Source organism: Kitasatospora sp. NPDC093102 (assembly GCF_040683915.1).
GTDB lineage: Bacteria > Actinomycetota > Actinomycetes > Streptomycetales > Streptomycetaceae > Kitasatospora.
Window position 1 is genome coordinate 38,225 of the sequence record NZ_JBFBFA010000003.1, and the last position, 23,894, is coordinate 62,118.

Sequence of the window (23,894 nt, forward strand, 5' to 3'; positions counted from 1 at the left end):
CCTTCCGAACCGGTAGTCGAATGTCCGGAAGGCTCCTGGGTGCGAGGAGCGCACGCTGGCGTGCGCAACGAGACGGACGGCTCGCCATCCGGCGCGGGAGGATGTGGCCGGTGCGTCGATCGAGGAGGGGGTGCGCCGGTGGCTCCGGTCGTGGTCGTGGCGGTGCTGGTCGGTCTCCTGGCGGCTCCGCCGCTGCGCGGGCAGATCGCCCGGTTCGCGGTGCCGGAGGGTCGGCCCTGGTGCGACGAGTGCCCGTCGTGCGGGCGCGCGGTGCGGCTGCTGCCGCCGAGCGGGCGCTGCCCGGGCTGCCGGGAGCGACTGGGCGCCGGCCCCTGGACGGTGGAGCCGGTCGCGGTGGCGGTCGCCGTCGCGGTGGCGTACGCGGCGGACGGGCTGCTGGTGCCGACCCTGGCGCTGGCCTGGGCGGCGGCGGTCGGGGTCGCGCTCGGCTTCGTCGACGCGCGGGTGCGCCGACTCCCGTACCGGCTCACCCTGCCGCTGCTCGGCGGGGTGGCCGCGCTGTTGCTGATCGCGGGGCCGGCCGAGCACGACCCCGGCGCGCTGCTGCGCTGCCTGCTGGCCGCGCTCGCGGTCGGGGGTGTGCTCGAACTGGCCGTCTGGCTGGGTGCGTTGGGCCCCGGTGACTCCCCGCTCGGGCTCGCCCTGGGCGGGCTGCTCGGCTGGTACGGCTGGTCGGTGGCGCTCGGCGGGCTGTTCGCCGCGATGGTGCTCGCCGGGCTGTGGGCCACCCTGCGGGCCGCCGCCGCGCTGGCCCGCCGTCGCCCGGTGCGCGGGCTCGACCTCCCGGTCGGCCCGTTCCTGCTGCTCGGCGCGCTCACCGCGGTCCTGGCGCGGTGAGCACGGGCTCACGGCAGCAATCGCGCGCTCTCGGCGGTGATCGCGCGCTCTCGGCAGTAATAAGGGGAGCGGCACGGAAGGGCCCGCCGCACCGGTCGGTACGACGGGCCCCGCCGCCGACGCGCAGGCCCCACCCTCAAGGAGCGGCGCGCCGGGGGAGTTGAGCTCTGGTGACCGCGGTCGGTGGCCGCCGCGGCCGAGTGCCGCAGCCGCCCGTGACGGCTGCGGCCTCGCCATTACGGCATCTTGTGGACGAACGGGCCGACCGCGTTGGAGAACGCGTTCCCGTTGTTGGCGTCCCAGTTGGTCGACCAGGTCATCGCGCCGCGGATGGTCGGCCACTTGGCCGGCGGCACGAAGCTGCCGCAGTTGTTGCCGGTGGCCAGGCAGTCCAGCGCGTTGTTCACCACGGCCGGCGAGACGTAGCCGCCGCCCGCCGCCTTGGTGGAGGCCGGGACGCCGATGCCCACCTGGTCCGGCCGCAGGCCGCCCTGGATGTGGGTGCAGACCTGAGAGGTGATGAAGTCGATGGTGCCCTGGTTGTAGACCTTGCCGTCGCAGCCGTTCATGCCGCCCGAGTTGTAGAACTGGGTGTTGACGACGGTGAGGATGTCCTTGGTCTTCAGCGCCAGCTGGAAGTAGGCGCCGGAGGTGCTGTACATCCCGATGGTCTCGGGGGCCATGGTCAGCACGAAGCCGGGGCCGACCTTGGCCTGGAGGGCGTGCAGCGCGTCGCCGAGCGGGCCGGCCTGGACGCCGTTCTCCAGGTCGACGTCGATGCCGTCGAAGCCGTAGTCCTTGATGATCGCGTAGGCGCTGTTGACGAAGTTGGCGCCGGCGGTGGCGTCCCCGACGGTGATCGCGCCGTTCTGGCCGCCGATGGAGAGGATGACCTTCTTGCCGGCCGCTTGCTTGGCCTTGATGTCGGCGCGGAACTGGGCGTCGGTGTAGCCGCCGAGCGCCTTGGACAGGCCCGGGTCCAGGGTGAAGCTGATCGCGCCGGTCCGGGTCGGCACGGCGTCGGCGAAGGAGACCGCGATGATGTCGTACGCGCTCTGGACGTCGCTCAGCCGCTGCACGGTCGAGTTGTTGTCGAAGTTCTGCCAGTAGCCGGTGACCAGGTGGGCGGGCAGGCCGGTGGCCGGCGGGGTGGTGCTGGTCGGCGTGGCGGTGGGGGTCGCGGTCGCGGTCTGGGTGGGCGTCGCGGTGGGGGTCGGGGTCGTCGTCCCGGTCGGCGTCGCGGTGGCCGTGGGGGAGGCGGTGGCCGTCGGCGTGGGGGTGGGGGTCGCGGTCGGCGACGGGGTGCCGGTGCCGCCGGGGCCGATCAGTGCGACGTCGTCGGCCAGGTAGGCGCTCTGGCCGTACCAGCCGTGCAGGTAGACGGTGACGCTGGTGGCGTTCGCTCCCGTGGTGAAGGTGGTGGACAGCTGGTTCCAGCTGTTCTGGTTCGACCAGGCGGACGGGTCGGTGCCGCCGGTGCCGCGCGCACCGAGGTAGACGTACGGACCCTGGACCCACGCGCTCAGCGTGTAGCTGGTGTTGGGCAGCACGCTGATGGTCTGGGTGCACTCGGCGGTGTCTCCGGCGCCCGGGGTGGCCTGGAGGGCGCCGGTGCCGGAGTGGACCGGGGAGGAGACCGTGGTCGCGGCGCCGGTGCAGGTCCAGCCCGCGAGCCCGCCGTCGAAGCCGCCGTTGCCGACCAGGTTGCCGACCGCCGCGCTGGCGCCGCCGGCGAAGAGGGCGAGGCCGCTGCCGGCCAGGGCGAGGGCGGTGGCACCGGCCGCGACGGCCGGGAGGGGGCTGCGCCGGCGCTTGTGCGAAGGCTGGTTCAGCGTACGGGCCATGGGGTGACGCTCCTGGGGGAGGAGCGGCCGCCGCGGTGGGGGGCGCGGCGGCCGCGTGTGGGGGAGGGGAGGTCCGAGGTGAGCCTGCGGGGCGGAGGAGGAGGATCGTTCCGTCCCGGATCAAAAGCTGGACTAGACCATTGCTGGTCGTCAAGCATCGGACGAACGGCTTACGGTTCCGTTAAGGATTCGGAGACCGTTCCGTGTCCCCGTCCCGAGGGCCCCGGAACGACCCCGCCGCTCGCCCGGACGTCTCCCGACACGCCGGTCACGACAGACTTCGTACAGGACCGTGACCAGACCGCTACCTGCGGCTTTACCGTGCACCTGCGTGCCGGAGTAGGCTGCGCCGGGGGCGGGGACGCACCAGTTGCAACGAGCACGGAGGGGCCGGGAAACATGGGTCTGCGCGATGTCGCCGAACGGACGCCGGGGCTTCGCACCCTGCTCAGCGGGATGTACGGGCTCTACGGCCGACGGGTCGAGGTCCACCTCGCGAGCACCCCGCGCCACATCGGCGTGATCCTGGACGGCAACCGCCGCTGGGCCAAGGCGGCCGGCGGCTCCACCGCGTACGGCCACCAGCGCGGCGCCGACAAGATCAGCGAGTTCCTCGGCTGGTGCGACGAGACCCACGTCAAGGTCGTCACCCTCTGGATGCTCTCCACCGACAACCTGGACCGCCCGGCCGACGAGCTCGTCCCGCTGCTCGGCATCATCGAGGACGCCGTCACCGGCCTGGCCGCCGCCCGCCGCTGGCGGGTCAACCCGGTCGGCGCGCTGGACCTGCTGCCGCAGCACACCGCCGACGTGCTCAAGCGGGCCGCCGACCAGACCGCCGAGATCGACGGCATCACGGTCAACGTCGCGGTCGGCTACGGCGGCCGGCACGAGATCGCCGACGCCGTCCGCTCGCTGCTCCAGGAGCAGGCCGGCCGCGGCACCTCGATCGAGGAACTGGCCGAGATCCTGACCGTCGAGCACATCGCCGAGCACCTGTACACCCGCAACCAGCCCGACCCCGACCTGATCATCCGCACCTCGGGCGAGCAGCGGCTGTCCGGCTTCCTGCTCTGGCAGAGCGCGCACAGCGAGTTCTACTTCTGCGAGGCGTACTGGCCGGCCTTCCGCAAGGTCGACTTCCTGCGCGCGCTGCGCGCGTACGAGCAGCGCCACCGGCGGATGGGGCTGTAGTCCCGGGCCGGCGGCCCCGGGCTCCGGCCGCCCGGAGGAAATGACCGCCGTAGGCCTGGCCTACCCGGCGCCTGCGCGAGGCCAAACGTTCACCGGCAATGATCCGTCAGTTCGCCGGGCACGCGAATGCACCGTTCCCCGCCTGGGAATACTCCAGTCAGTCCGGCCCCGAGGCCACCGGGGCAGCGGGGGCCGGCTTGCCGCGGATGACGCAGGGTCATCCGCTCTGGAGGCCTAGTGGTCAGTTCCAAGAGCCGCCGGACACCAGACCGGCGCACGTACGTTCTCGACACCAGCGTGCTCCTGGCGGACCCGCTCGCCATGACCCGCTTCGAGGAGCACGAGGTCGTCCTCCCGGTGGTGGTCGTCACCGAGTTGGAGGCCAAGCGGCACCACCCGGAGCTGGGCTACTTCGCCCGCCAGGCGCTGCGGCTGCTCGACGACTACCGCATCCGCCACGGCCGGCTCGACGAGCCGATCCCGGTCGGCGAACTCGGCGGCACCATCCGGGTCGAGCTCAACCACTCCGACGTGTCGATACTGCCGGTCGGCTACCGGGCCGGCGGCGGTGAGGCGGACACCCGGATCCTCGCGGTCGCCCGCAACCTCCAGGCCGAGGGCTACGACGTCACCGTCGTGTCCAAGGACCTGCCGCTGCGGATCAAGGCCAGCTCGGTGGGCCTGCTCGCCGAGGAGTACCGGGCCGAGCTCGCGATCACCTCGGGGTGGACGGGCATGTCCGAGCTGCACGTCCCGGCCGACCAGGTGGACGCGCTGTTCTCGGCCGGCCACGACGCCGGGGTGGACGTCGACGGGGCCACCGAGCTGCCCGTCCACACCGGACTGGTGCTCACCTCGGAGCGCGGCCGCGCGCTCGGCCGGGTCACCGGCGACGGCCGGGTGCGGCTGGTGCGCGGCGAGCGCGAGGCGTTCGGGCTGCGCGGGCGCAGCGCCGAGCAGCGGGTGGCGCTGGACCTGCTGCTCGACCCGGAGATCGGCATCGTCTCGATGGGCGGTCGGGCCGGCACCGGGAAGTCGGCGCTGGCGCTGTGCGCGGGGCTGGAAGCAGTGCTGGAGCGGAGGCAGCACCGCAAGGTGATGGTCTTCCGGCCGCTGTACGCGGTCGGCGGGCAGGAGCTGGGCTACCTGCCCGGCACCGAGGCGGAGAAGATGGGCCCCTGGGCGCAGGCGGTCTTCGACACCCTCTCCGCCGTCACCACCCCGGACGTGATCGAGGAGGTCATCTCCCGCGGGATGCTGGAGGTGCTGCCGCTGACCCACATCCGGGGGCGCTCGCTGCACGACGCGTTCGTGATCGTGGACGAGGCGCAGTCGCTGGAGCGGAACGTCCTGCTGACGGTGCTGTCCCGGATCGGCCAGGGCTCGCGGGTGGTGCTCACCCACGACGTGGCGCAGCGGGACAACCTCCGGGTTGGCCGCTACGACGGTGTGGTGGCGGTGGTGGAGAAGTTGAAGGGCCATCCGCTCTTCGCCCACATCACGCTCACCCGCTCGGAGCGTTCGCCGATCGCGGCGCTGGTCACGGAGATGCTGGAGGACATCCACCCGTGATCCGCCCCAGATAGGGGCATAGCCGGACAATGCGGTCAACTGGTGCCCTGGAGCCCGCTCCTGACGGAGCGGGCTCCGTCCGGTTCATCACATCGAGTGCTTTCCGTCCAGGAAACTGCCGCGCGGTGAATGTGACATGCGCCACGCGGGCGGGAATTGCGTCGACAGTGCCCGGTGCGGCATGGTGAGGGTTCTGTCAGGCCCCGCGTACGGCGCGGCAGGGCTCCCGGACTCCGGGAGTCAGGCCCCGGAAGGTCCGCCAACTCCGGTCGGTGGACACACAATTGAAGACCGTTGAGCCGTACGCCGCCCGATTCCAACGCCCGGTCGCCTCACCTCGGCCGGACGCCGGGCCAGCACCTCCCGTGACCAGAGCACCGTGCGGAGGTCCGTGTCAAGGGGTATGTTGCGCCCGCACGGTCACGCGTGGGCGATGCTGGAAGGAATCCATGTGACTCGGATCTCGGTCCGGGGAGTTGCTGTGGCCTCCGCCACCGCCGTCACCGCTGTCGGTGCCGTCGTGGGCATGGCCTCGGGCAGCGAGGGCAAGACCACGCAGACGGTCGACGTCGCCGGCGCGACCCTGCTTGCCGAAGTCCCCTCTGGCGCCCAGGCGCAGACCATCAGTGACAACATCGGCCAGCAGGCATCCGCCCAGCAGGCCTCCGCCGACGCCGCCGCCAAGGCTGCCGCGGAGCAGAAGGCCGCCGAGGAGGCCGCGCGCCAGAAGGCCGCCGCGGACGCCCAGGCGAAGGCCGACGCCCAGGCCAAGGCCGACGCGGACAAGGCGGCCAAGGCCGCCGACGACGCGCGCAAGGCCGCCGACGCCGCCGCCAACCGCTCCAAGGCCCGCTCGGCGATGACCGCGGTCGAGGACAGTGCGCCGCCCGTCTCGGTCAGCCCCGGCTCGGTCCAGGACCTGGCCCGGCAGATCGTCGGCAACGACGCGCAGTTCCAGTGCTTCAGCCAGATCGTGAAGCGCGAGAGCGGCTGGGACTACACCGCGACCAACAAGAGCTCCGGCGCGTACGGTCTGGTCCAGGCACTGCCCGGCACCAAGATGGCCTCGGCCGGTGCCGACTGGCGCACCAACCCGGCCACCCAGATCAAGTGGGGCCTCGGCTACATGAACAGCCGCTACGGCAGCCCCTGTGGCGCGTGGTCGTTCTGGCAGGCCCACAGCTGGTACTAGGAACGGCTGCCGCTGTGGCGGCTCGGTTCCGCACGGCCCCCGGCCGCTCGTCCGTCCAGGACGCGCGGCCGGGGGCCGTGGCGTTCTCCGGCCCGGGCGTTCTCCGGCTGTGGCGTTCTCCGGTTCGGTGGGACGGGCGGACCGCGCCGCCCGGGCTGCGCTGACCAGTGCGCCCTCGGGCGGTGCGGTCCCGGTTGCGGACGCGGGGCGCGGAAAGGGGTCCTGGTTGCTTCCCGCACCGGCCGGTCCGCCGGCAGTTGGCCGGTGGGCGACCTCGGCGGTTCGGCTCCGGGGTCTCGTCCCGACTCCTCCCCAGCGAACCATGTCCGAAACCAGATGGAACCTGGCGTTTTGTCCGGTTCATCGGGATGGGTGGTTCCAGTCGAACGGACCGGCGGTCGGACTGGCCGCGTCCTCGCCGGGTAGCGTCATCCCTGACGGCCGCGGCAGGACCCGCGGCGTACCGCCGGGCACGGCGGGTTCGGCAGGGGAGCGGTGGTAGCGAGGATGGCGCGGGGCGGAAAGGCCTTCAAGGCCGTGGCCAAGGGCATGGCCGTGGTGGCGAGCGCGGCCGCCGTGATCGAACGGCGTCGGCGTGCCGCGATGGCGGCCGACCCCGACGAGCCGGCCCTCCCGGCGGCGGCCGTCGGGCCCGTGCCGGCGCTCGTGGACGGGGGCGCCCCGGCACTCGACGAGGCGCCCGGTCCGGTCCCGGTCCCGCGGGCCGACCCGGCCCCGCCGGTGCAGGCGGCCTCGGCGGCCGACGCGGTCCGGCCGTCCGCCGTGGCGGCCCCGGCCGCCCAGGCCGTACCGGTCGCGCACACCGGGCTCGGGCGGGAGTACCACCCCGGCCGCCCGGCCACGCCCGCCGAGGCGGTGCCGTGGGGGCTGCGGGTGGCCGCCGAGTCGACCTGGCGGCTGCTGCTGCTCGGCGCCGCGCTCTACGTCGTCTTCTACGTGGTCGACATGCTGCGGCTGGTCGCCTTCTCGGTGCTGGCCTCATTGCTGATCACCGCGCTGCTGGAGCCCTCGGTCTCCTGGCTGCGCCGGCGCGGGGTGCCGCGCTCGCTGGCGGCGGGCGGGGTGTTCCTCAGTGGTCTGGCCGGGATCGGGCTGGTCGGCTGGTTCGTGGTCTGGCAGGTGTCGACCAACCTCTCGGACGTCACCACCCAGGTGAAGACCGGCGTCAACCAGCTGCGGGACTGGCTGGTCACCGGGCCGCTGCACCTGACCCAGCAGCAGATCACCGACTTCGCCAACCAGATCACCAAGGCCATCACCACCAACACCGATCAGCTCACCTCGGCCTCGATCACCGGCGCGCAGATCGCCGTCGAGGTGCTGACTGCGCTGCTGATGACCTTCTTCACCACCTTCTTCTTCCTCTACGACGGCGCGAAGATCTGGAACTGGGCGCTGCGCGGCCTGCCCCGGCACTCCCGCTTCGCGATGGCCGGGGCCGGCCCGAAGGCCTGGGCGACGCTCACCGCCTACGTGCGCGGCACGGTCTGCGTGGCCTTCATCGACGCGCTCTGCATCGGCATCGGCGTCGACCTGCTGGGCGTGCCGCTGGCCCTGCCGCTGGCCGTGATCATCTTCCTGGGCGCCTTCGTCCCGCTGGTCGGCGCGCTGGTCACCGGCACCGTCGCGGTGCTGATCGCGCTGGTCACCCAGGGGCCGTGGACGGCGCTGATGGTGCTGGTGGTGCTGGTGGTGGTGATGCAGGTCGAGAGCCACATCCTCCAGCCGCTGATCCTCGGCCGGGCCGTCCGGGTCCACCCGCTCGGTGTCGTGCTCGGCGTCGCGGCCGGCGGCATCATCGGCGGCATCGGTGGCGCGGTGGTCGCCGTCCCGCTGATCGCCGTCACCAACACCGTGGTGACCCACCTGCGCCGCCGCAACGAGGCGGGCCAGGCCGTCTTCACCGCGCTCGAAGCCGCCCGCGAGGCCGCCGAGCGCACGGCCGAGCGCACGGCCGAGCGCACCGCGGCCACCCACCCCGCCCCGTCGGCCGCACCCGCCACCGACTGACCCCGCCACCGGTCGGCCCCGCCGTACCGGCCCCGCCGGTCCGGGGGAACGACGACGGGCCCCTCGCGGACGTGGTGTCCGGGAGGGGCCCGTCGGGGTGCCGGGGTGCGTCAGGCGTCGACGGCGGCCAGGGCGGCCTCGGAGTCGAGGACGCCGGCCACGGCCTGGAGAACGGCGGCGATCTTCATCGAGGCCTGGATGACCTCGCGCTCGACGCCGGCCTTGCGCAGGACGGCCTCGTGCGAGTCGAGGCACTGCCCGCAGCCGTTGATGGCCGAGACCGCGAAGCACCAGAGCTCGAAGTCGACCTTCTCGACGCCCGGGGTGCCGATGATGTTCATCCGCAGACCGGCCCGCATCGTGCTGTACTCCTTGTCGGAGAGCAGGTGCAGGGTCCGGTAGTAGACGTTGTTCATCCCCATGATCGCGGCCGCGCCCTTGGCGGCGGTGTACGCCTCCGGGGAGAGGTTGGCCTTGGCCTCGGGCTCCAGCTCGCGCAGCAGACCGGGGCTGCGGGTGGCCATCGCGCAGGACAGCACGGTGCCCCAGAGCTGCTGGGCCGGGAGGTCGGAGTTGCCGATGACCGAGCCCAGGTTGAGCTTGAGGTCCTTGGCGTAGTCCGGGAGGGCGGCCTTCAGGTCGTCGAGAGCCATGGGTCAGCCCGCCAGCAGGGCCTGGGCGTCGAGGGTGTCCTCGCCCTTGTTCCAGTTGCACGGGCACAGCTCGTCGGTCTGCAGGGCGTCCAGCACCCGCAGGACCTCCTTGGGGTTACGGCCGACGGAGCCGGCGGTCACCATGACGAACTGGATCTCGTTGTTCGGGTCGACGATGAAGACGGCGCGCTGGGCGGTGCCGTCCTCGTTCTCGACGCCGCAGTCGCGCATCAGGTCGTGCTTGATGTCGGCCAGCATCGGGAAGGGCAGGTCGCGCAGGTCCTTGTGGTCCTTGCGCCAGGCGTGGTGCACGAACTCGGAGTCGCCGGAGACGCCGAGGATCTGGGCGTCGCGGTCGGCGAACTCGTCGTTCAGCTTGCCGAACGCGGCGATCTCGGTCGGGCAGACGAAGGTGAAGTCCATCGGCCAGAAGAAGACGACCTTCCACTTGCCCTCGTAGGACTTGTGGTTGATGTCGGCGAAGGCGTTCGCGGCGTCCAGGTCGACACAGGCCTTGAGGTCGAACTCGGGGAACTTGTCACCGATCGTGAGCACGTTCGCTTCTCCTGAAGTGAGATGAGGGGAGCTTTGTCCGGAATCCGGACATCACTCACCATTCCACATCGTGGACTGATCAGGGAAATAGCTACACTGGATGTGTCTGATCGGAGATTGTTATCAGTACCGAATCCCCCACGTCGCGGCCGGGTCCCCGCAGGAACACCGGCATCAAGGGCGACCAGACTGTGGCGAGCGCCACAGTCCGCAGCCCGCGCACGCCGACCGTCGCCCAGCTGCGGGCCTTCGTCGCGGTGGCCGAGCATCGGCACTTCCGGGAGGCCGCCGCCGCGACCGGGACCAGTCAGCCCGCACTGTCCGGGGCGGTCGCGGCGCTGGAGGAGTCGCTGGGCGTGCAGTTGGTCGAGCGTACGACGCGCAAGGTGATTGTCACCCCGCTGGGGGAGCGCGTGCACCAGCACGCCCGTCGGGTGCTCGCCTCGCTCCAGGCCCTCACCGAGGAGGTCGAGGCCGCCCGCCGCCCGTTCACCGGGCCGTTGCACCTGGGCGTCATCCCGACCGTCGCGCCCTACCTGCTGCCCACCGTGCTGCGGCTGGTCCGCGACCGCTTCCCGGACCTGGAGCTGCACGTCCACGAGGAGCGCACCTCCTCGCTGCTGGAGGGCCTGGCCGCCGGGCGGCTGGACGTCCTGCTGCTCGCGCTGCCGGCCGGCGGGGTCTCGCCGACCAGGGACATCCCGTTGTTCGACGAGGACTTCGTCCTGCTCACCCCGCCCGGCCACCCGCTCGCCGGGCGGATCGACGTGCCGCGCGACGTGCTGCTCGACCTGGACGTGCTGCTGCTGGAGGAGGGCCACTGCCTGCGCGACCAGGCGCTGGACATCTGCCGCGAGGTCGGCGCCGACCCGGTGGGCTCGACCACCCGCGCGGCCGGCCTGTCCACCCTGGTCCAGCTGGTCGCCGGGGGCCTCGGGGTGACCCTGCTGCCCGCCACCGCGCTGGACGTCGAGGCCGGGCGCACCGATCGGCTGGCTGCCGTCCGCTTCGCCGCCCCGGCGCCCGGCCGCCGGATCGGGCTGGCCGTCCGGCCGGGCTCGGCCCGCAGCGCCGAGTACGAGCGCTTCGCGGCCGCGCTGCGCGAGGTGCTGGCCGAGCTGCCGGTCCGGATCGCCTCCTAGCGGAGTTCTGCTGCCGGGGTGCCCAGGCAGAGCCCGACCGTCGTCGCGACCAGGAGCTCCAGCGCCTCCAGGGTGTCCTGGTCGGGGCGGTCGCCGGGCCGGTGCAGGGTGAGGTGGCGGGCCGTCAGGCCGTCGAAGCCGCTGAGGAAGTGGACGGCGACCCGGCGGGCGGGCAGCGCCAGGGTCAGGCCGTGGGCGGCCGCGAGGGCGCCGAGCATCTCGGCGGCGGTGCCCTCGATGTCGTGCTGGAGCCCGAGCATGATCTCCTGCATGTCCGGGTCGCGCATGGCCAGCGCCCCGAACTCGCTCAGCAGCACGCAGCGCCCGTGCTCGCCGGTGGCGGCCTCCCAGAGCGCGTGCACCAGGGTGCGGACCTGTTCACCGAACGCGCCGTCGCCGGGGGAGGCGGCGCGCACCTCGCCGACGAAGTCGGACTTCAGCTGCTGGACGACCGCCCGGTAGAGGTCCTTCTTGGTGCCGAAGGTGTAGTGCACCGTCGCCTGTGCCACGCCCAGCTCGGCCGCGATCGCGCGGGTGCTGCCGGCCGCGATTCCCTCCCTGGTCATCAGGTCGATCGCGGCCTGGACCAGTTGCGGTCGGCGTTCGGAGGCGGGGACGTGAGCCATTCAGCCAGGGTAGCGCCACGAGCGGGCAACTGCGTCGCACGATCTTGTCGGTCAACTTTGTCACTCGACAAAGTTCGGTCTACGGTGGGACGCGACCTGCCCTGACCGACCCGAGGGACCGCCGATGGCTACGTACCTGTACCGACTGGGCCGCTACTGCTTCCGGCGACGACGGGCCGTCGTCGCCGTCTGGATCGCCCTGCTCATCGCCATCGGCGGGGCCGCGGGCGCCTTCGCCGGCAAGACCACCGACGAGTTCAAGGTCCCGGGCACCGAGGCGCAGGCCACCCTGGACCGGATCAAGGACACCTTCCCGGCGCAGGGCCACGGCTCCGCGCAGGTCGTCTTCGCCGCCGGTGCGCCCGGCGGCATCGGGACGCCCGAGGCGGGCAGGGCGGTCGGCGAGGCCGTCGCCCGGATCGCCCAGGTGCCGGGCGTGGCCGCGGTGCCGGACCCGTACGCCACCGGCGCGCTCTCGCCGGACGGGAAGGTCGCGCTCGCGCTGGTCTCGTTCGACCACAAGCTCGCCGACGTCACCGACCAGCAGCGCGACGCCGTGAAGGCCGCCGCCGAGCCGGCCCGCGCGGCCGGGCTGGACGTGGCCTTCGGCGGCGACGCGTACAACACGATGGCCCGGATCGAGGGCGGCAGCGAGGCGATCGGCCTGGTGGTGGCCGGGCTGGTGCTGGTGGTGACCCTCGGCACGCTGGTCGCCGCCGGGCTGCCGCTGCTGACCGCGCTGGCCGGCGTCGGCGTGACGATGGCCGGTCTGCTGGCGCTCACCGGTTCCTTCGAGATCATCACCACCGCGCCGGTGCTGGCCCTGATGGTCGGCCTCGCGGTCGGCATCGACTACGCGCTGTTCATCCTCTTCCGGCACCGCCGCCACCTGGACGAGGGCCTGGAGCCGGAGGAGGCCGCCGCCCGGGCCACCGCGACCGCCGGCAGCGCCGTCGTCTTCGCCGGCCTGACCGTGGTCGTCGCGCTCGCCGGACTCGCCGTCGCGGGCGTCCCCTTCCTCACCGTGATGGGTCTGGCCGCCTCCGGGGCCGTGGTGGTGGCCGTCCTGGTCGCGATCACGCTGCTGCCCGCCGTGCTGGGCTTCACCGGCCGGGCCATCGACCGGCTGCCGATCTGGAAGCGGGCCCTGACCGCCAACGGCCGCACCACCCTGGGCGAGCGCTGGGGCCGCTTCGTGGTCCGCCGTCCGCTGCCCGTCCTGCTGGTCGCACTGGCCGGGCTGGGCACCCTGGCGGTGCCCGCCGCGAGCCTGGACCTCGGCCTGCCGAGCGGCGGTTCGCAGGCCACCGGGACGGACGCCCGCAAGGCGTACGACCTGGTCGGCGAGAGCTTCGGGCCTGGCTTCAACGCTCCGCTGGTGGTCGTGGTGGACGCCCACGGCGCGCCGCAGCCCGAGCAGGCGGTGCAGGGCGTGGCCGCGAAGCTCCAGACCCTCGACGGCGTCGGCACGCTGCTGCCGCCGACCGTCGACCAGGCGAGCCGCACCGCGCTGGTGACCGTCATCCCGCGGACCGGCCCGGACCACGCGGACACCAAGGCGCTGGTCAACGAGATCCGCGGCCAGAAGGCGGAGCTGAAGGCGGCGACCGGCGCGGACATCGCCGTCACCGGCACCACGGCCGCCAACATCGACGTCTCCACCAAGCTCGGCCAGGCGCTGCCGCCCTTCCTCGCGGTGATCGTCGGGATCGCGGTGGTCCTGCTGGCACTGGCGTTCCGCTCGGTGCTCGTCCCGCTCAAGGCGGTGGCCGGGTTCCTGCTCAGCATCACCGCCTCGCTCGGCGCGGTGGTCGCGGTCTACCAGTGGGGCTGGCTGGACGGGTTGATCGACGTGCCCAAGGTCGGGCCGGTGGTGAGCTTCGTGCCGATCCTGCTGATCGGCGTGCTGTTCGGGCTGGCGATGGACTACGAGCTGTTCCTGGTCTCCGGGATGAAGGAGCAGCACGTCCACGGCGCGGCGCCGCGCGAGGCCGTGGTGGCCGGCGTGCGGAACGGGGCCCGGGTGGTCACCGCGGCCGCGCTGATCATGGTGGCGGTGTTCGGCTCGTTCGTCTTCGGCCACGACCCGATCGTCCAGCCGATCGGCTTCGCCCTCGCGGTGGGTGTGCTGGTGGACGCCTTCGTGGTGCGGATGGCGCTGGTGCCGGCTGCGATGGCGCTGTTCGGCAAGGCCGCCTGGTGGTTCCCGAAGCGGCTGGAGAAGGTCGTGCCGCGGGTGGACATGGAGGGCGAGCAGCTGATCGCCCGGCTGGCGGAGCAGCCGGCCGGGGAACCGGCGAAGGAGCCGACCCGGGTCTGACGGCCCGTACGAGGCGCCCGGCGGGACCGTTCCCGCCGGGCGCACCTGTGTTCACGCCCCGACGTTCACATCGGCGCGGGCAGCCGCTGCTCGAACCAGACCACCTTGCCGGTGCCCAGCCTGGTCGCGCCCCAGCGGTCCGCGCACCGGGCGACTATCTGCAGCCCGCGCCCGCGTTCGTCCTCCGGCCCGGTGCGGCGCGGGCGCGGCAGCAGCGGGCTGTCGTCGCCGACCTCGCAGCGCAGCCGGGTGGTGCGCACCAGGCTCAGGGTGACCGGCCGGGTCGCGTGCTGGACGGCGTTGGTCACCAGCTCGCTGACCATCAGCTCGGTCCCCTCGCTGAGCTCGTCCAGCCCCCAGCGGCGCAGCGTGTGCGCGGCCAGCCGACGGGCCCGGCCCGGTGTCTCGTTGCGCGGCTGGAGGTACCAGTGCGCGACGTCCCCGGCCGGGATGCCGTCGAAGCAGGCGCCGAGCAGCGCGATGTCGTCGCCACGGTCGCCGGGCGGCAGGATCCGCAGCGCCTCCTGGCACAACTGCTCGGGGGACTGCCAGCGGGCGGCGGCGATCCGGGCGCGCAGCACCTCCAGGCCGTCGCTGATCGGGCGGGTGCGGGTCTCCACCAGGCCGTCGGTGAACAACAGCAGCGCCGAGCCGGGCGGTGCGGGCAGCTCGACGGAGTTGAAGTCCACCCCGCCGACGCCGATCGGCGCCCCGGAGTCCAGCTCGACCAGCTCGGCGGTCCCGTCCGGGCGGACCAGCACCGGCGGGACGTGCCCGGCGTTGGCCATCACCACCCGGTTGGCGATCGGGTCGTACACCGCGTAGACGCAGGTGGCCAGGTGCTGTTCACGGCCGAGCCGCTGGGCCTGTTCGTCCAGGTGGTAGAGCACCTCGTGCGGCGGCAGGTCGAGGGCGGCCAGGGTCTGGGCGCTGGTGCGCAGCTGGCCCATGATGGCGGCCGAGGTGAGCGAGTGGCCCATCACGTCGCCCACGATCAGGGCGACCCGGTTGCCGGGCAGCGGGACGGCGTCGTACCAGTCCCCGCCGACCTGCGCGCCGCGCTCACCCGGCAGGTAGCGCTGGGCGATCCGGACGCCGTGCGACTGCGGCAGGCGCAGCGGCAGCATGCTGCGCTGGAGCTCGTTGGCGATCTCCCACTCGCGGGCGTAGCGCAGCGCGGTGTCCACGGCCAGCCCGGCCTGGGTGGCGAGGTGCGCCGCGGTCGCGGTGTCCGCGGCGTCGAAGACCGGGCGGCCGGTGCGTTCGGGAGGGCGGCGGATCAGTATCAGCAGCCCGAGGACGGCCTTGCGGCCGCGCAGCGGCAGGGCGAGGACGGAGGTGCCGGCGGCCAGCCGGGCCACCCCGCGGGTGCCGTACAGCTCGCGCAGCAGTGTCTCGGCGCGCTCGGCGGAGGGCGTGCCGAGGACGGCCGGCTCGGCGGGGCGGCGGCTCAGCAGGGCGTGGGCGAGCGCGCCGCCGCGGGTCACCGGGGTGGCCGGGCCGCCGTCGGCGGTCGAACGGGCGCCGTAGCGGGAGCGGCGCCGGTCGTCCAGGCCGCTCGGGCGGCCGCGTCGGCCGATCCGGGTGCCGGTGCTGTGGTGTATCCGCAGCTCCTCCGGGAAGCCGGGTTCGCGTTCGACGTTGGGCAGCGGGTCGCGCAGGTGGACGACGGCGGCGTCGGCGAGCGTCGGGACCAGTACCCGGCCGATGTTGCGCAGCGTCGCGGCGAGGTCGAGGGCGCTGTTGATCCGCCGGGTCGCCGAGTCGAGGTACGCCAGGCGGTCCGCCATCTCGGTGCGCTCCGGCCGTGCGCCGGCCCGCTTCGCCGGAGCCGGGGCCGTCGTCAGGGCCGGAGCCGAGGGCGAAGCCGGGCTCGACGCCGTCGGGGCCGAGGTCGGGGCCGGGACCTGACGGCGCTGGCCCGGGACGGCGGGCGGCTGCTCCGCCTCGGTCTTGAGCTGGTCGCGCACGGCTGCCTGTCCTGGATTCGGTGTGGTCGGTGAGCTGTTCTGTTGCGCCGGCCGCGGGTGCGGCCGGTCCTGTCCCGGTTCGATCAGCCGACGCGTCGACAGCACAGGAACAGCTGTTCCTCCGGCGGCAGCGAGGTACTGGCCGGTGCGTACGGATGCCCCGAGCACTCCTCGACGGCGAAGCCGGCCGAGACCAGAACCCGCTCCAGATCCTCCCTCAGATACCCACTGATCCGCAGCTCTCTGCCAAGGAACGGAAGCGGAACGTGATCCAGGTCCGCCTCGACCATACCGAGCGCCAGCAGTCCGCCGGGCCGCAGGAGTTCGTGCAGCTGCCCGAGCACGGTCGGGATCTCGTCCTGCGGCAGCAGGATCAGCGAGAAGAACGCGGTGACCGCGGCGAAGCGGCCCCGGCCGTCCGGCCCAAGTTCGGGGGCGTTCCAGACCCGGTCCGCGCGCTCGGTGGCCAGATCGTACAGGTCGATCCGATGGAAGACCGGCGGGAACACGCCCGGGAAGGCGGTCCGCCGGGCCAGCGCGAGCATTCCGTCGGAGAGGTCCGCTCCGGTCACCCGGAGACCGCCCGCGGCCAGCTGCCGGACGGTCGGGTCACCGGTGCCGCAGCCCACGTCCAGCACCGGGGCGCCGGGTTCGAGCCGGGCGAGCAGCAGCCGGCCGCAGGCCAGCTGTCCGTCCTTGGCGGGGAAGGCCTCGCCGTACCCGGCGCCGATGGTGTCGAAGGCGACCGCCTGCAGTGCCCGGGCCGCCCGCCGCCGCCGTACCTCGGGGTCGTCGTCGCCGGCGTCCTCGCCGACGGGGAACGGGTCGGATATCTGTCCGGTCGTCACGTTGCGAGGCACCCTTCCACCCGTGGCCTCCGGTGGCTCCTCCGCGGCCCCGCGGGCCGCTGCCGGTGGCGGTACGTCACGCTCTCCGCACCACACGGACGGACTGCACCCCGATGCGTTCCGGCAGACACTCGTGCGTACTGGCATCTGAGAATATGCGTGATCACTGTGCCATGGGGTCCCTTTCCGGCCAACTCGCCGTTCTTGGGCCGTTGTGGCCGGGGTTGTGGAAGCACGAGGGTGCGGGCAGGGTTGTGCGCGAGACCCTGCACGCCGGACGGCGCGCCAGGGTGACGTCGATGACCTGCGGTTTTGCCGCTCCGCGGGCTGACTATCCGACGTTTATTGAACGTCAATCGGTCCGGTGCACAGTGGAGTCCAGCGCCGGGGAAGCGTTGAGGGCGCTCCCGCAGCCGGGGGGCTGCGGGAGCGCCGACGCGCGGAACGGGGGGAGGTTCTCCGCGGGGGATCGGAGGCCTTACGGCGCGGGGGGAGAGAGGGGCTCGGTGTGCTGCTGGGAGATGAGGTCCGCCACGGGGGAGGCCTCCGGCACACCGAGCCGCGTGAAGATCGCGTGCGCCTCCTGGAGGCAGGCGAGTCCGCGGGCCGGCTGCGCGAGGGCGAGCAACGCCTCGCCCAGAGCGGCGTTGGCCAGGCCCTGGCAGTAGGCGGAGCCCAACTCCTGGCCGATCGCCAGCGACGCACCGGCCGCCTCGGCGGCCTCGGCGTGCTGCCCGGCGACGAGCAGGGCGGAGGCGAGACGGGCCAGGGTGTAGCCCTCCCATAGGGGGTTCTGCTGCGACTGGTACAGCCCGTGCGCCTCCCGCAGGTGCGGGACGGCCTCGATGCCGGAGAGCACCACGCCCAGCTGGTAGAGGGTCTGGGCGAGCAGTGTGTCGTTCTTGGACTCGCGCGCGGCGGCAACGCCTTCGCCGGCCGACCGGATCGCCGTCTCCGTCATGCCGAGCCGGTGCTGCGCCCGGGCTATGTTGCTGACCACCCGCGCCTCAAGGAAGGGGGCGCCGACGGCCTGGCTGGTGGCACGGGCCTGTTCGTAGAACAACAGAGCCTCGGCCGGACGGTTGCCGACGTTCAGCATCACGCCCAGCATGTTGGCCGTGGCGAGGAGCAGGAAGGTCGGCTCGTCCGGGGCCTGGTTCTCCAGACTCCGGCGGAACGACTGTTCGGATCCCTGGAAGTCACTGGTGACGGACTGCAGGGTGCCCAGGGCGACGTGGACCCGGGCGAGTGCGGCGCGGTCGCCGCGGCGCTCCGCCTCGTTTCCGATGGTCTCCAGGATCTGCCGCCCCTGGGGGCCGTGGGTGGGGTCCGGGCCGAGGCCGTACACCAGGATCAGCAGGTCGATCGCCGCGTGCTGCAAGGCGCGCGGACCGGCCGCCGCCGCGGCCGTGGCGCTGAGCAGCAGGGCGCCCTCGGTTCGGAGCCAGTCCTGGGCGGAGCCGCTGGTCGGCAGGCTGATCCCGGCCGAGGAGGGTGTGGTGAGCAGCTCGGGCAGCGGGTCGTCCGGCTCGATGACCTGGGTCGCGTTGTGGACGGTCGGGATCAGCAGGTCGAGCAGCCGCAGCACCGCCCGCTCCTGCTCCCCGGTGTCTCCGATCCGCTCGTTCTGCCGCTGGGCGTAGAGCCGGAGCAGGTCGTGGTAGCGGTAGCGGCCGGGGGTGAAGCACTCCAGCATGTTCGCCTCGACCAGCGCCTCGGCGAGGTCCTCAGCGGTGTACTCGTCCACGCCGAGCAGCGCCGCGGCGGCCGCCAGCGGGATATCGGGGGAGTCGATCAGGGCGAGCAGCCGAAAGGCGCGGGATTCGGGCCCGGACAGCTGTCCGTAGCCGAGTCCGATGGTGGTCTCCACGGCGAGGTTGCCGAGTTGGAGTTCGTCCAGCCGCCGACGCTGGTCCGCTAACCGACGGGCCAGGTCGGAGACGCTCCAGCGCGGGCGGCTGGCCAGCCGGGCGGCGGCGATGCGGACGGCCAGCGGCAGGAAGCCGCAGGCGGTGATCACCTTCATGGCCGCCTCGGGCTCGGCGGCGACCCGCTGCTCGCCGACGATGGCCGAGAACAACGCCAGCGCCTCGTCCGGGGTCAGCTCCTCGACGTCGAACAGCTGGGCGCCGGGAATGCCGGCGAGCCGGGAGCGGCTGGTGGCGAGCACCGCGCAGCCGGAGACGCCCGGGATCAGCGGCCGGATCTGATCGGCGTCGCGCGCGTTGTCGAGCAGGATCAGCATCCGCCGGCTGGCGAGCAGCGAGCGGTAGAGGGCGGCGCGCTGTTCCAGCGAGTCGGGGCTCTCGGCGACGCCGAGCGCATGCAGGAAGTCGCCCAGGACGGCCACCGGGTCGGCGGGTGAGGCGCCGGCTCCGCGCAGGTCGACGTACAGCTGCCCGTCCGGGAACTCGGCGCGGACGCGGTGGGCGACGTGCACGGCGAGAGTGGTCTTGCCGACTCCGCCGATGCCGGCCAGCGAGGTCACCACGACGGCCTGGCCGGTGGCGTTCATCAGGGCCGTCGAGAGGTCGCCCACCAGCTCGGTGCGGCCGCTGAAGTCCGATACATCCGCCGGGAGTTGGGCCGGGGCGGGCGGCGCGGCCGGACCTTCCTTGCGGGCGGCGGGGGCAGCCGTGGCGGGGGGTGCCAGGTCGGGATCGGCGGCGAGGATGCGGGTGTGCATCGCGGACAGGCCCGCGCCCGGTTCGACGCCGAGCTCCTCGATCAGCAGCTTGCGGGTGTCGGTGTAGACGCCGAGTGCCTCGGCCTGGCGGCCGCAGCGGTACAGCGCCAGCATCAGCAGTTCGCGCAGCCGCTCGCGCAGCGGGTGCTCGGCGGTCAGGCTGTTGAGCTCGCCGACGATCTCGGCGTGCAGGCCGATGTCGAGGGCGGCGGCGCACAGCTCCTCCGCGGCGGCCACCTGGCGTTCGGCCAGCCGCAGCCGCTGGGCGTCGGCGTAGGGGCCGGGGACGCCGGTGAGCGGACGGCCGCTGAACAGGTCCAGCGCCTCCACCAGCAGTCGGTGTGCCTGGTGCCGGTCGCCCGAGGTGCGCGCGGCGGTGGCCTCGGCGGAGAGCCGTTCGAAGAGCGTCAGGTCGAGGGCCTCGCCCGGGATGCGCAGCGCGTAGCCGTCGGCGACCGAGACCAGCAGCTCGGCGGGTCGGCGCACCTCGCGCCGGGGCTCGATGACGGAGCGCAGGCGGGAGATGTACGTGCGCAGCGCCGCCACCGCCTGGGCCGGAGGGCGCTCGCCCCAGAGCGCGTCGACCAGGTCCTGCGTGGTGACCGGACGTCCGGAATGCAGCAGAAGGGTCGTCAGAACGGCCTGCTGCTGTGGCGATCCGAGGGAGAGCGGCTTGCCGTCGAGCCAGGCCTGGACCGGACCGAGGACTTGGAAGCGCAGCGCAGGGTCCTGCGGCGTCTCCAGAAACTCCATGAAGTCCCCCGATGGCCTGTGGTGTCGATTCCGTGAAAGGGCGCTCGGCGGTCCGCCGCGGTGGTTCAGCCTAGGCGGACGCCCGACTCTGCCGGACGGCGCCGCACGTCGCACGGTGTTTATCGGACATTTAATCAACTCTACGATACTGTCCGCGCGCCCGCGCCACAGAGGTCGGGCTGAAGACAATTGATGACCGAAAGGCGGCCGCCCAATGGCCAACGACCAGAGCGAGACCCCGGAGCCGTCGGCGCCCCAGAACGTGGCGCAGATCGGCACCCCGGCCGCCGCTGTGGAGGCGGGCGAGGCTGTCGAGGGCGCGGTGGCCGCGTCCTCGAACCCGGCCGAGTACACCGCGCCGACCGACGCGGAGAAGAACGCGTTCGAGAACGCCCCGTTCGGAGACGAGGGGCAGTACATCGAGGAGCCCGCCCGGCCGGCCGGCGGCAAGCCGGGCGGTCCGTACGAGCCGGAGACCCTCGTCGGCGGCAACCCGTAAGCAGCGCCGGCCGAGCGCCCCCGTGCCCCCGTCCGGGCACGGGGGCGCTGGTGGTTATGCGCGCGCCAATTCGTTTGCGGGTGGATAGCGGTGGCCGATTCCCGCACGCGGTGCACGCATGGTGACCGGTGTTATCCGTAACGTGCCCGGCGGTGGGCGCCGGGCGTTCCGGAATTCCGGATTCATCGGGACGATTGCCCGGGTCCGAGCGTTACGGTTTGCGTGGATTTTTCCGCAAATTCCCGGTGCTGATCTCAATCAGCCGAATCGCGGGGCCCGGAGGTCGGGCCGACCTGGTGCGGGTCGGTGGTCCATTCCCGGCCGCCGCTCTCGGGGCGCAGGTAGTGCTCGCCGCCGATGGTGTCCATGTAGATGCCGGTACGTCCGGTCCTCCGGTCGAGGACGAGTTCACCCACGTGCGGCCGGTAGGCCGGGGCGTTTCGCTGTCGGGTGCTCACCGTGCTGCTCCTCGCTCTGGTCGGCGACTGGCCAGCATCTCTAGAGAAGCTAATATCTCTAGAGATGTCAACGGTCGTATCTCCTTACCGGCGACCGCGGGCGCGCCTACGATTTGTCCGAGGCAGAGGGAGCGGCGATGACCGGCAGCAGTGGCGACAAGCAGCCCAAGTACCAACGGATCGCCGAAGCCCTGAAGGCGGCCATCGACACCGGCCGGTACCGCGCGGGCGACCGCCTGCCCGGCGAGAACGACCTCATGGACGAGTACGGCGTGGCCCGGATGACCGCCCGTCAGGCGCTGGGCGTGCTTCAGAGCGAGGGCATCGCCGAGGCGCGCCGCGGCGCCGGGGTGTTCGTCCGGGACTTCCGGCCGCTGCGCCGGCGCGGCATACAGCGGCTGGCACAGGGGCAGTGGGGGTCCGGCCGGTCGATATGGTCGGCGGACATCGACAACCGCAGCCTGGTCGTCGACCAGGTGTCCGTCGCCGAGCAGGGCGCGCCCGAGCACGTGGCCCGGGTGCTCGGGGTCGACCCGGGCGCCCCGATGTGCGTACGGCACCGCCGCTTCGTCCTGGACGGCAAGCCGGTGCTGCTCTCGACCTCCTACCTGCCCGCCGTCCTGGTCGCGGGTACCGCCATCACCCGTGAGGACACCGGCCCCGGCGGCACCTACGCCCGGCTCGCCGAGATCGGCGCCAAGCCGGTGCACTTCCGCGAGGAGGTCCGCTCCCGGATGCCCGGCGCGGAGGAGGCGGCCCGCCTGGAACTGTCCGCCGGCACCCCGGTCATCCTGATCTGCCGCACCGCCTTCGCCGACGAGGGCCAGGTCGTCGAGCTCAACGAGATGATCCTGGACGCCGCCTCCTACGTCCTGGAGTACGACTTCGACGCGTGACCCGGAGGCCGCGCCGACACGGGAACCGCCCCGGCCGCAGGGGCGGCCGGGGCGGTGGAGGAACGCGGGGGGACTACTCCTTGGAGCGGACGCGCAGGCTGGTGATCAGCGGGCCCTCGGTGGTCTCGCGGAAGAAGTCGTTGCCCTTGTCGTCCACGACGATGAAGGCCGGGAAGTCCTCGACCTCGATGCGCCAGACCGCCTCCATGCCGAGCTCGGCGTACTCCAGCACCTCGACCTTCTTGATGCAGTCCTGGGCGAGACGGGCGGCCGGGCCGCCGATCGAGCCGAGGTAGAAGCCACCGTGCGCGGCGCAGGCGTCGGTGACCTGCTTGCTGCGGTTGCCCTTGGCGAGCATGACCATCGAGCCGCCGGCCGCCTGGAACTGGTCGACGTAGGAGTCCATCCGGCCGGCCGTGGTCGGGCCGAAGGAGCCGGAGGCGTAGCCCTCGGGGGTCTTGGCCGGGCCCGCGTAGTAGACCGGGTGGTCCTGGAGGTACTTGGGCATGCCCTCGCCGGCGTCCAGGCGCTCCTTGATCTTGGCGTGGGCGATGTCACGGGCGACCACCAGGGTGCCGGTGAGCGAGAGCCGGGTCTTCACCGGGTACTTGGACAGCTCGGCGCGGATCGCGGACATCGGCTGGTTGAGGTCGACCCGCACCACGCCGGCGTCGCCCGCGGCGGAGCCGCTTACCAGCAGGGCTTCGTCGGTGGTGTCCGGCAGGTACTTCGCCGGGTCGGTCTCCAACTGCTCCAGGAACACGCCCTCGGCGGTGATCTTGCCGAGCGCCTGGCGGTCGGCGGAGCAGGAGACGGCCATCGCGACCGGCAGCGAGGCGCCGTGGCGCGGCAGGCGCACCACGCGCACGTCGTGGCAGAAGTACTTGCCGCCGAACTGGGCGCCGATGCCGATCTTCTGGGTCAGCTCGGTGACCTTGGCCTCCAGCTCCAGGTCGCGGAAGCCGTGACCGGTCTTGGCGTTGCCGGAGGTCGGCAGGTTGTCCAGGTAGTGCGCCGAGGCGTACTTGGCGGTCTTCAGCGCGAACTCGGCGCTGGTGCCGCCGATCACGATGGCCAGGTGGTACGGCGGGCAGGCCGCGGTGCCCAGCGAGCGGATCTTCTGCTCCAGGAACGAGAGCATGCTCGCCTCGTTCAGGATGGCCTTGGTCTCCTGGTACAGGTACGACTTGTTGGCGGAGCCGCCGCCCTTGGCCATGAACAGGAACTTGTACGCGTCGCCGTCGGTGGCGTACAGCTCGATCTGGGCCGGCAGGTTGTTGCCGGTGTTCTTCTCGTCCCACATGGTCACCGGGGCCATCTGGGAGTAGCGCAGGTTGAGCTTGGTGTACGCGTCGTACACGCCGCGCGCGATGGCGGACTCGTCGCCGCCCTCGGTCAGCACGTTCTGGCCGCGCTTGCCCATGACGATCGCGGTGCCGGTGTCCTGGCACATCGGGAGGATGCCGCCGGCCGAGATGTTGACGTTCTTCAGCAGGTCGAGCGCGACGAAGCGGTCGTTGGGGCTGGCCTCCGGGTCGTCCAGGATGCGGCGCAGCTGGGCGAGGTGGGCGGGGCGCAGGTAGTGCGAGATGTCGTGCATCGCCTCGGCCGTCAGCAGCCGAAGCGCCTCGGGCTCGACCTGGAGGAAGGTGCGACCGCCCGCCTCGAAGGTGGAGACACCCTCGGAGGTGAGCTTGCGGTACGGGGTCGGGTCAGCGCCCAGGGGGAGCAGGTCGCTGTACTCGAAGTCTGGCGTGGGAGCCATGGGGGCGGTCCTTAGCTGTCCAGTTGGTCCGG

Annotated in this window: 18 protein-coding genes; 9 read left to right on the forward strand and 9 right to left on the reverse strand. The window is 72.6% G+C overall.

The window, feature by feature from the left end:
- The first annotated feature begins 138 nt into the window (after nt 1–138).
- Nucleotides 139–858 carry a prepilin peptidase gene (locus tag AB0O11_RS05880; protein ID WP_363382163.1) on the forward strand — a complete coding sequence of 240 codons (720 nt, stop codon included), beginning with the start codon at nt 139–141 and terminating at the stop codon, nt 856–858.
- Nucleotides 859–1,094: 236 nt separating this feature from the next.
- On the opposite strand, the gene AB0O11_RS05885 is transcribed toward AB0O11_RS05880, so the two are convergent.
- Nucleotides 1,095–2,702, reverse strand: a complete 1,608-nt coding sequence (locus AB0O11_RS05885; RefSeq protein ID WP_363382166.1) for a glycosyl hydrolase family 18 protein — start codon at nt 2,700–2,702, stop codon at nt 1,095–1,097.
- Nucleotides 2,703–3,101: 399 nt separating this feature from the next.
- Here AB0O11_RS05885 and AB0O11_RS05890 point away from each other — a divergent pair, with 399 nt between their 5' ends.
- The 4 genes from AB0O11_RS05890 (at nt 3,102) to AB0O11_RS05905 (ending at nt 8,691) form a co-directional block, all read left to right on the forward strand.
- Complete coding sequence (locus tag AB0O11_RS05890) at nt 3,102–3,896, forward strand: isoprenyl transferase (RefSeq protein ID WP_363382168.1); 795 nt, start codon at nt 3,102–3,104, stop codon at nt 3,894–3,896.
- 237 nt (nt 3,897–4,133) lie between these two features.
- The gene (locus AB0O11_RS05895) at nt 4,134–5,468 is read left to right on the forward strand and encodes a PhoH family protein (protein ID WP_363382171.1); all 1,335 of its coding nucleotides are present in this window, start codon (nt 4,134–4,136) and stop codon (nt 5,466–5,468) included.
- A gap of 433 nt (nt 5,469–5,901) precedes the next feature.
- Nucleotides 5,902–6,660, forward strand: a complete 759-nt coding sequence (locus AB0O11_RS05900) for a transglycosylase SLT domain-containing protein (RefSeq protein ID WP_363382174.1) — start codon at nt 5,902–5,904, stop codon at nt 6,658–6,660.
- Between the two features lie 507 nt (nt 6,661–7,167).
- Nucleotides 7,168–8,691, forward strand: a complete 1,524-nt coding sequence (locus AB0O11_RS05905) for an AI-2E family transporter (RefSeq protein WP_363382176.1) — start codon at nt 7,168–7,170, stop codon at nt 8,689–8,691.
- Nucleotides 8,692–8,801: 110 nt separating this feature from the next.
- On the opposite strand, the gene AB0O11_RS05910 is transcribed toward AB0O11_RS05905, so the two are convergent.
- On the reverse strand, nt 8,802–9,344 hold the full coding sequence (locus AB0O11_RS05910) for an alkyl hydroperoxide reductase (protein WP_363382179.1): 543 nt from the start codon (nt 9,342–9,344) through the stop codon (nt 8,802–8,804).
- 3 nt (nt 9,345–9,347) lie between these two features.
- Nucleotides 9,348–9,899, reverse strand: a complete 552-nt coding sequence (locus tag AB0O11_RS05915; protein WP_363382182.1) for a peroxiredoxin — start codon at nt 9,897–9,899, stop codon at nt 9,348–9,350.
- Nucleotides 9,900–10,090: 191 nt separating this feature from the next.
- On the opposite strand from AB0O11_RS05915, the gene AB0O11_RS05920 reads away from it, so the two are divergent.
- A complete protein-coding gene (locus tag AB0O11_RS05920) occupies nt 10,091–11,041 on the forward strand; it encodes a LysR substrate-binding domain-containing protein (RefSeq protein ID WP_363382184.1) in 951 nt (316 codons plus the stop codon).
- Here the strand turns inward: AB0O11_RS05920 and AB0O11_RS05925 are convergent.
- The gene (locus tag AB0O11_RS05925; RefSeq protein ID WP_363382186.1) at nt 11,038–11,667 is read right to left on the reverse strand and encodes a TetR/AcrR family transcriptional regulator; all 630 of its coding nucleotides are present in this window, start codon (nt 11,665–11,667) and stop codon (nt 11,038–11,040) included. The two genes, AB0O11_RS05920 and AB0O11_RS05925, sit on opposite strands and share 4 nt — an antisense overlap.
- 124 nt (nt 11,668–11,791) lie before the next feature.
- On the opposite strand from AB0O11_RS05925, the gene AB0O11_RS05930 reads away from it, so the two are divergent.
- Nucleotides 11,792–13,987 (forward strand): MMPL family transporter, encoded by a 2,196-nt coding sequence (locus AB0O11_RS05930; protein ID WP_363382188.1) that lies wholly within the window; start codon nt 11,792–11,794, stop codon nt 13,985–13,987.
- Nucleotides 13,988–14,052: 65 nt separating this feature from the next.
- Here AB0O11_RS05930 and AB0O11_RS05935 read toward each other — a convergent pair whose 3' ends face one another.
- The 3 genes from AB0O11_RS05935 to AB0O11_RS05945 form a co-directional block, all read right to left on the reverse strand.
- On the reverse strand, nt 14,053–15,957 hold the full coding sequence (locus AB0O11_RS05935; protein ID WP_363382191.1) for an ATP-binding SpoIIE family protein phosphatase: 1,905 nt from the start codon (nt 15,955–15,957) through the stop codon (nt 14,053–14,055).
- Nucleotides 15,958–16,040: 83 nt separating this feature from the next.
- Nucleotides 16,041–16,805 (reverse strand): class I SAM-dependent methyltransferase, encoded by a 765-nt coding sequence (locus AB0O11_RS05940; RefSeq protein WP_363382194.1) that lies wholly within the window; start codon nt 16,803–16,805, stop codon nt 16,041–16,043.
- 478 nt (nt 16,806–17,283) lie between these two features.
- Nucleotides 17,284–20,244, reverse strand: coding sequence for a BTAD domain-containing putative transcriptional regulator (locus tag AB0O11_RS05945; protein ID WP_363382196.1), 2,961 nt, complete (start codon nt 20,242–20,244; stop codon nt 17,284–17,286).
- Nucleotides 20,245–20,458: 214 nt separating this feature from the next.
- On the opposite strand from AB0O11_RS05945, the gene AB0O11_RS05950 reads away from it, so the two are divergent.
- Nucleotides 20,459–20,743 carry a hypothetical protein gene (locus AB0O11_RS05950; protein ID WP_363382199.1) on the forward strand — a complete coding sequence of 95 codons (285 nt, stop codon included), beginning with the start codon at nt 20,459–20,461 and terminating at the stop codon, nt 20,741–20,743.
- 254 nt (nt 20,744–20,997) lie between these two features.
- On the opposite strand, the gene AB0O11_RS05955 is transcribed toward AB0O11_RS05950, so the two are convergent.
- Nucleotides 20,998–21,201: a hypothetical protein gene (locus AB0O11_RS05955; protein WP_363382201.1), complete on the reverse strand. Its 204-nt coding sequence runs from the start codon at nt 21,199–21,201 to the stop codon at nt 20,998–21,000.
- 137 nt (nt 21,202–21,338) lie between these two features.
- On the opposite strand from AB0O11_RS05955, the gene AB0O11_RS05960 reads away from it, so the two are divergent.
- Complete coding sequence (locus tag AB0O11_RS05960; RefSeq protein ID WP_363382204.1) at nt 21,339–22,097, forward strand: GntR family transcriptional regulator; 759 nt, start codon at nt 21,339–21,341, stop codon at nt 22,095–22,097.
- A gap of 73 nt (nt 22,098–22,170) precedes the next feature.
- On the opposite strand, the gene AB0O11_RS05965 is transcribed toward AB0O11_RS05960, so the two are convergent.
- Complete coding sequence (locus AB0O11_RS05965) at nt 22,171–23,862, reverse strand: fumarate hydratase (RefSeq protein ID WP_363382207.1); 1,692 nt, start codon at nt 23,860–23,862, stop codon at nt 22,171–22,173.
- Nucleotides 23,863–23,894: the final 32 nt, after the last annotated feature.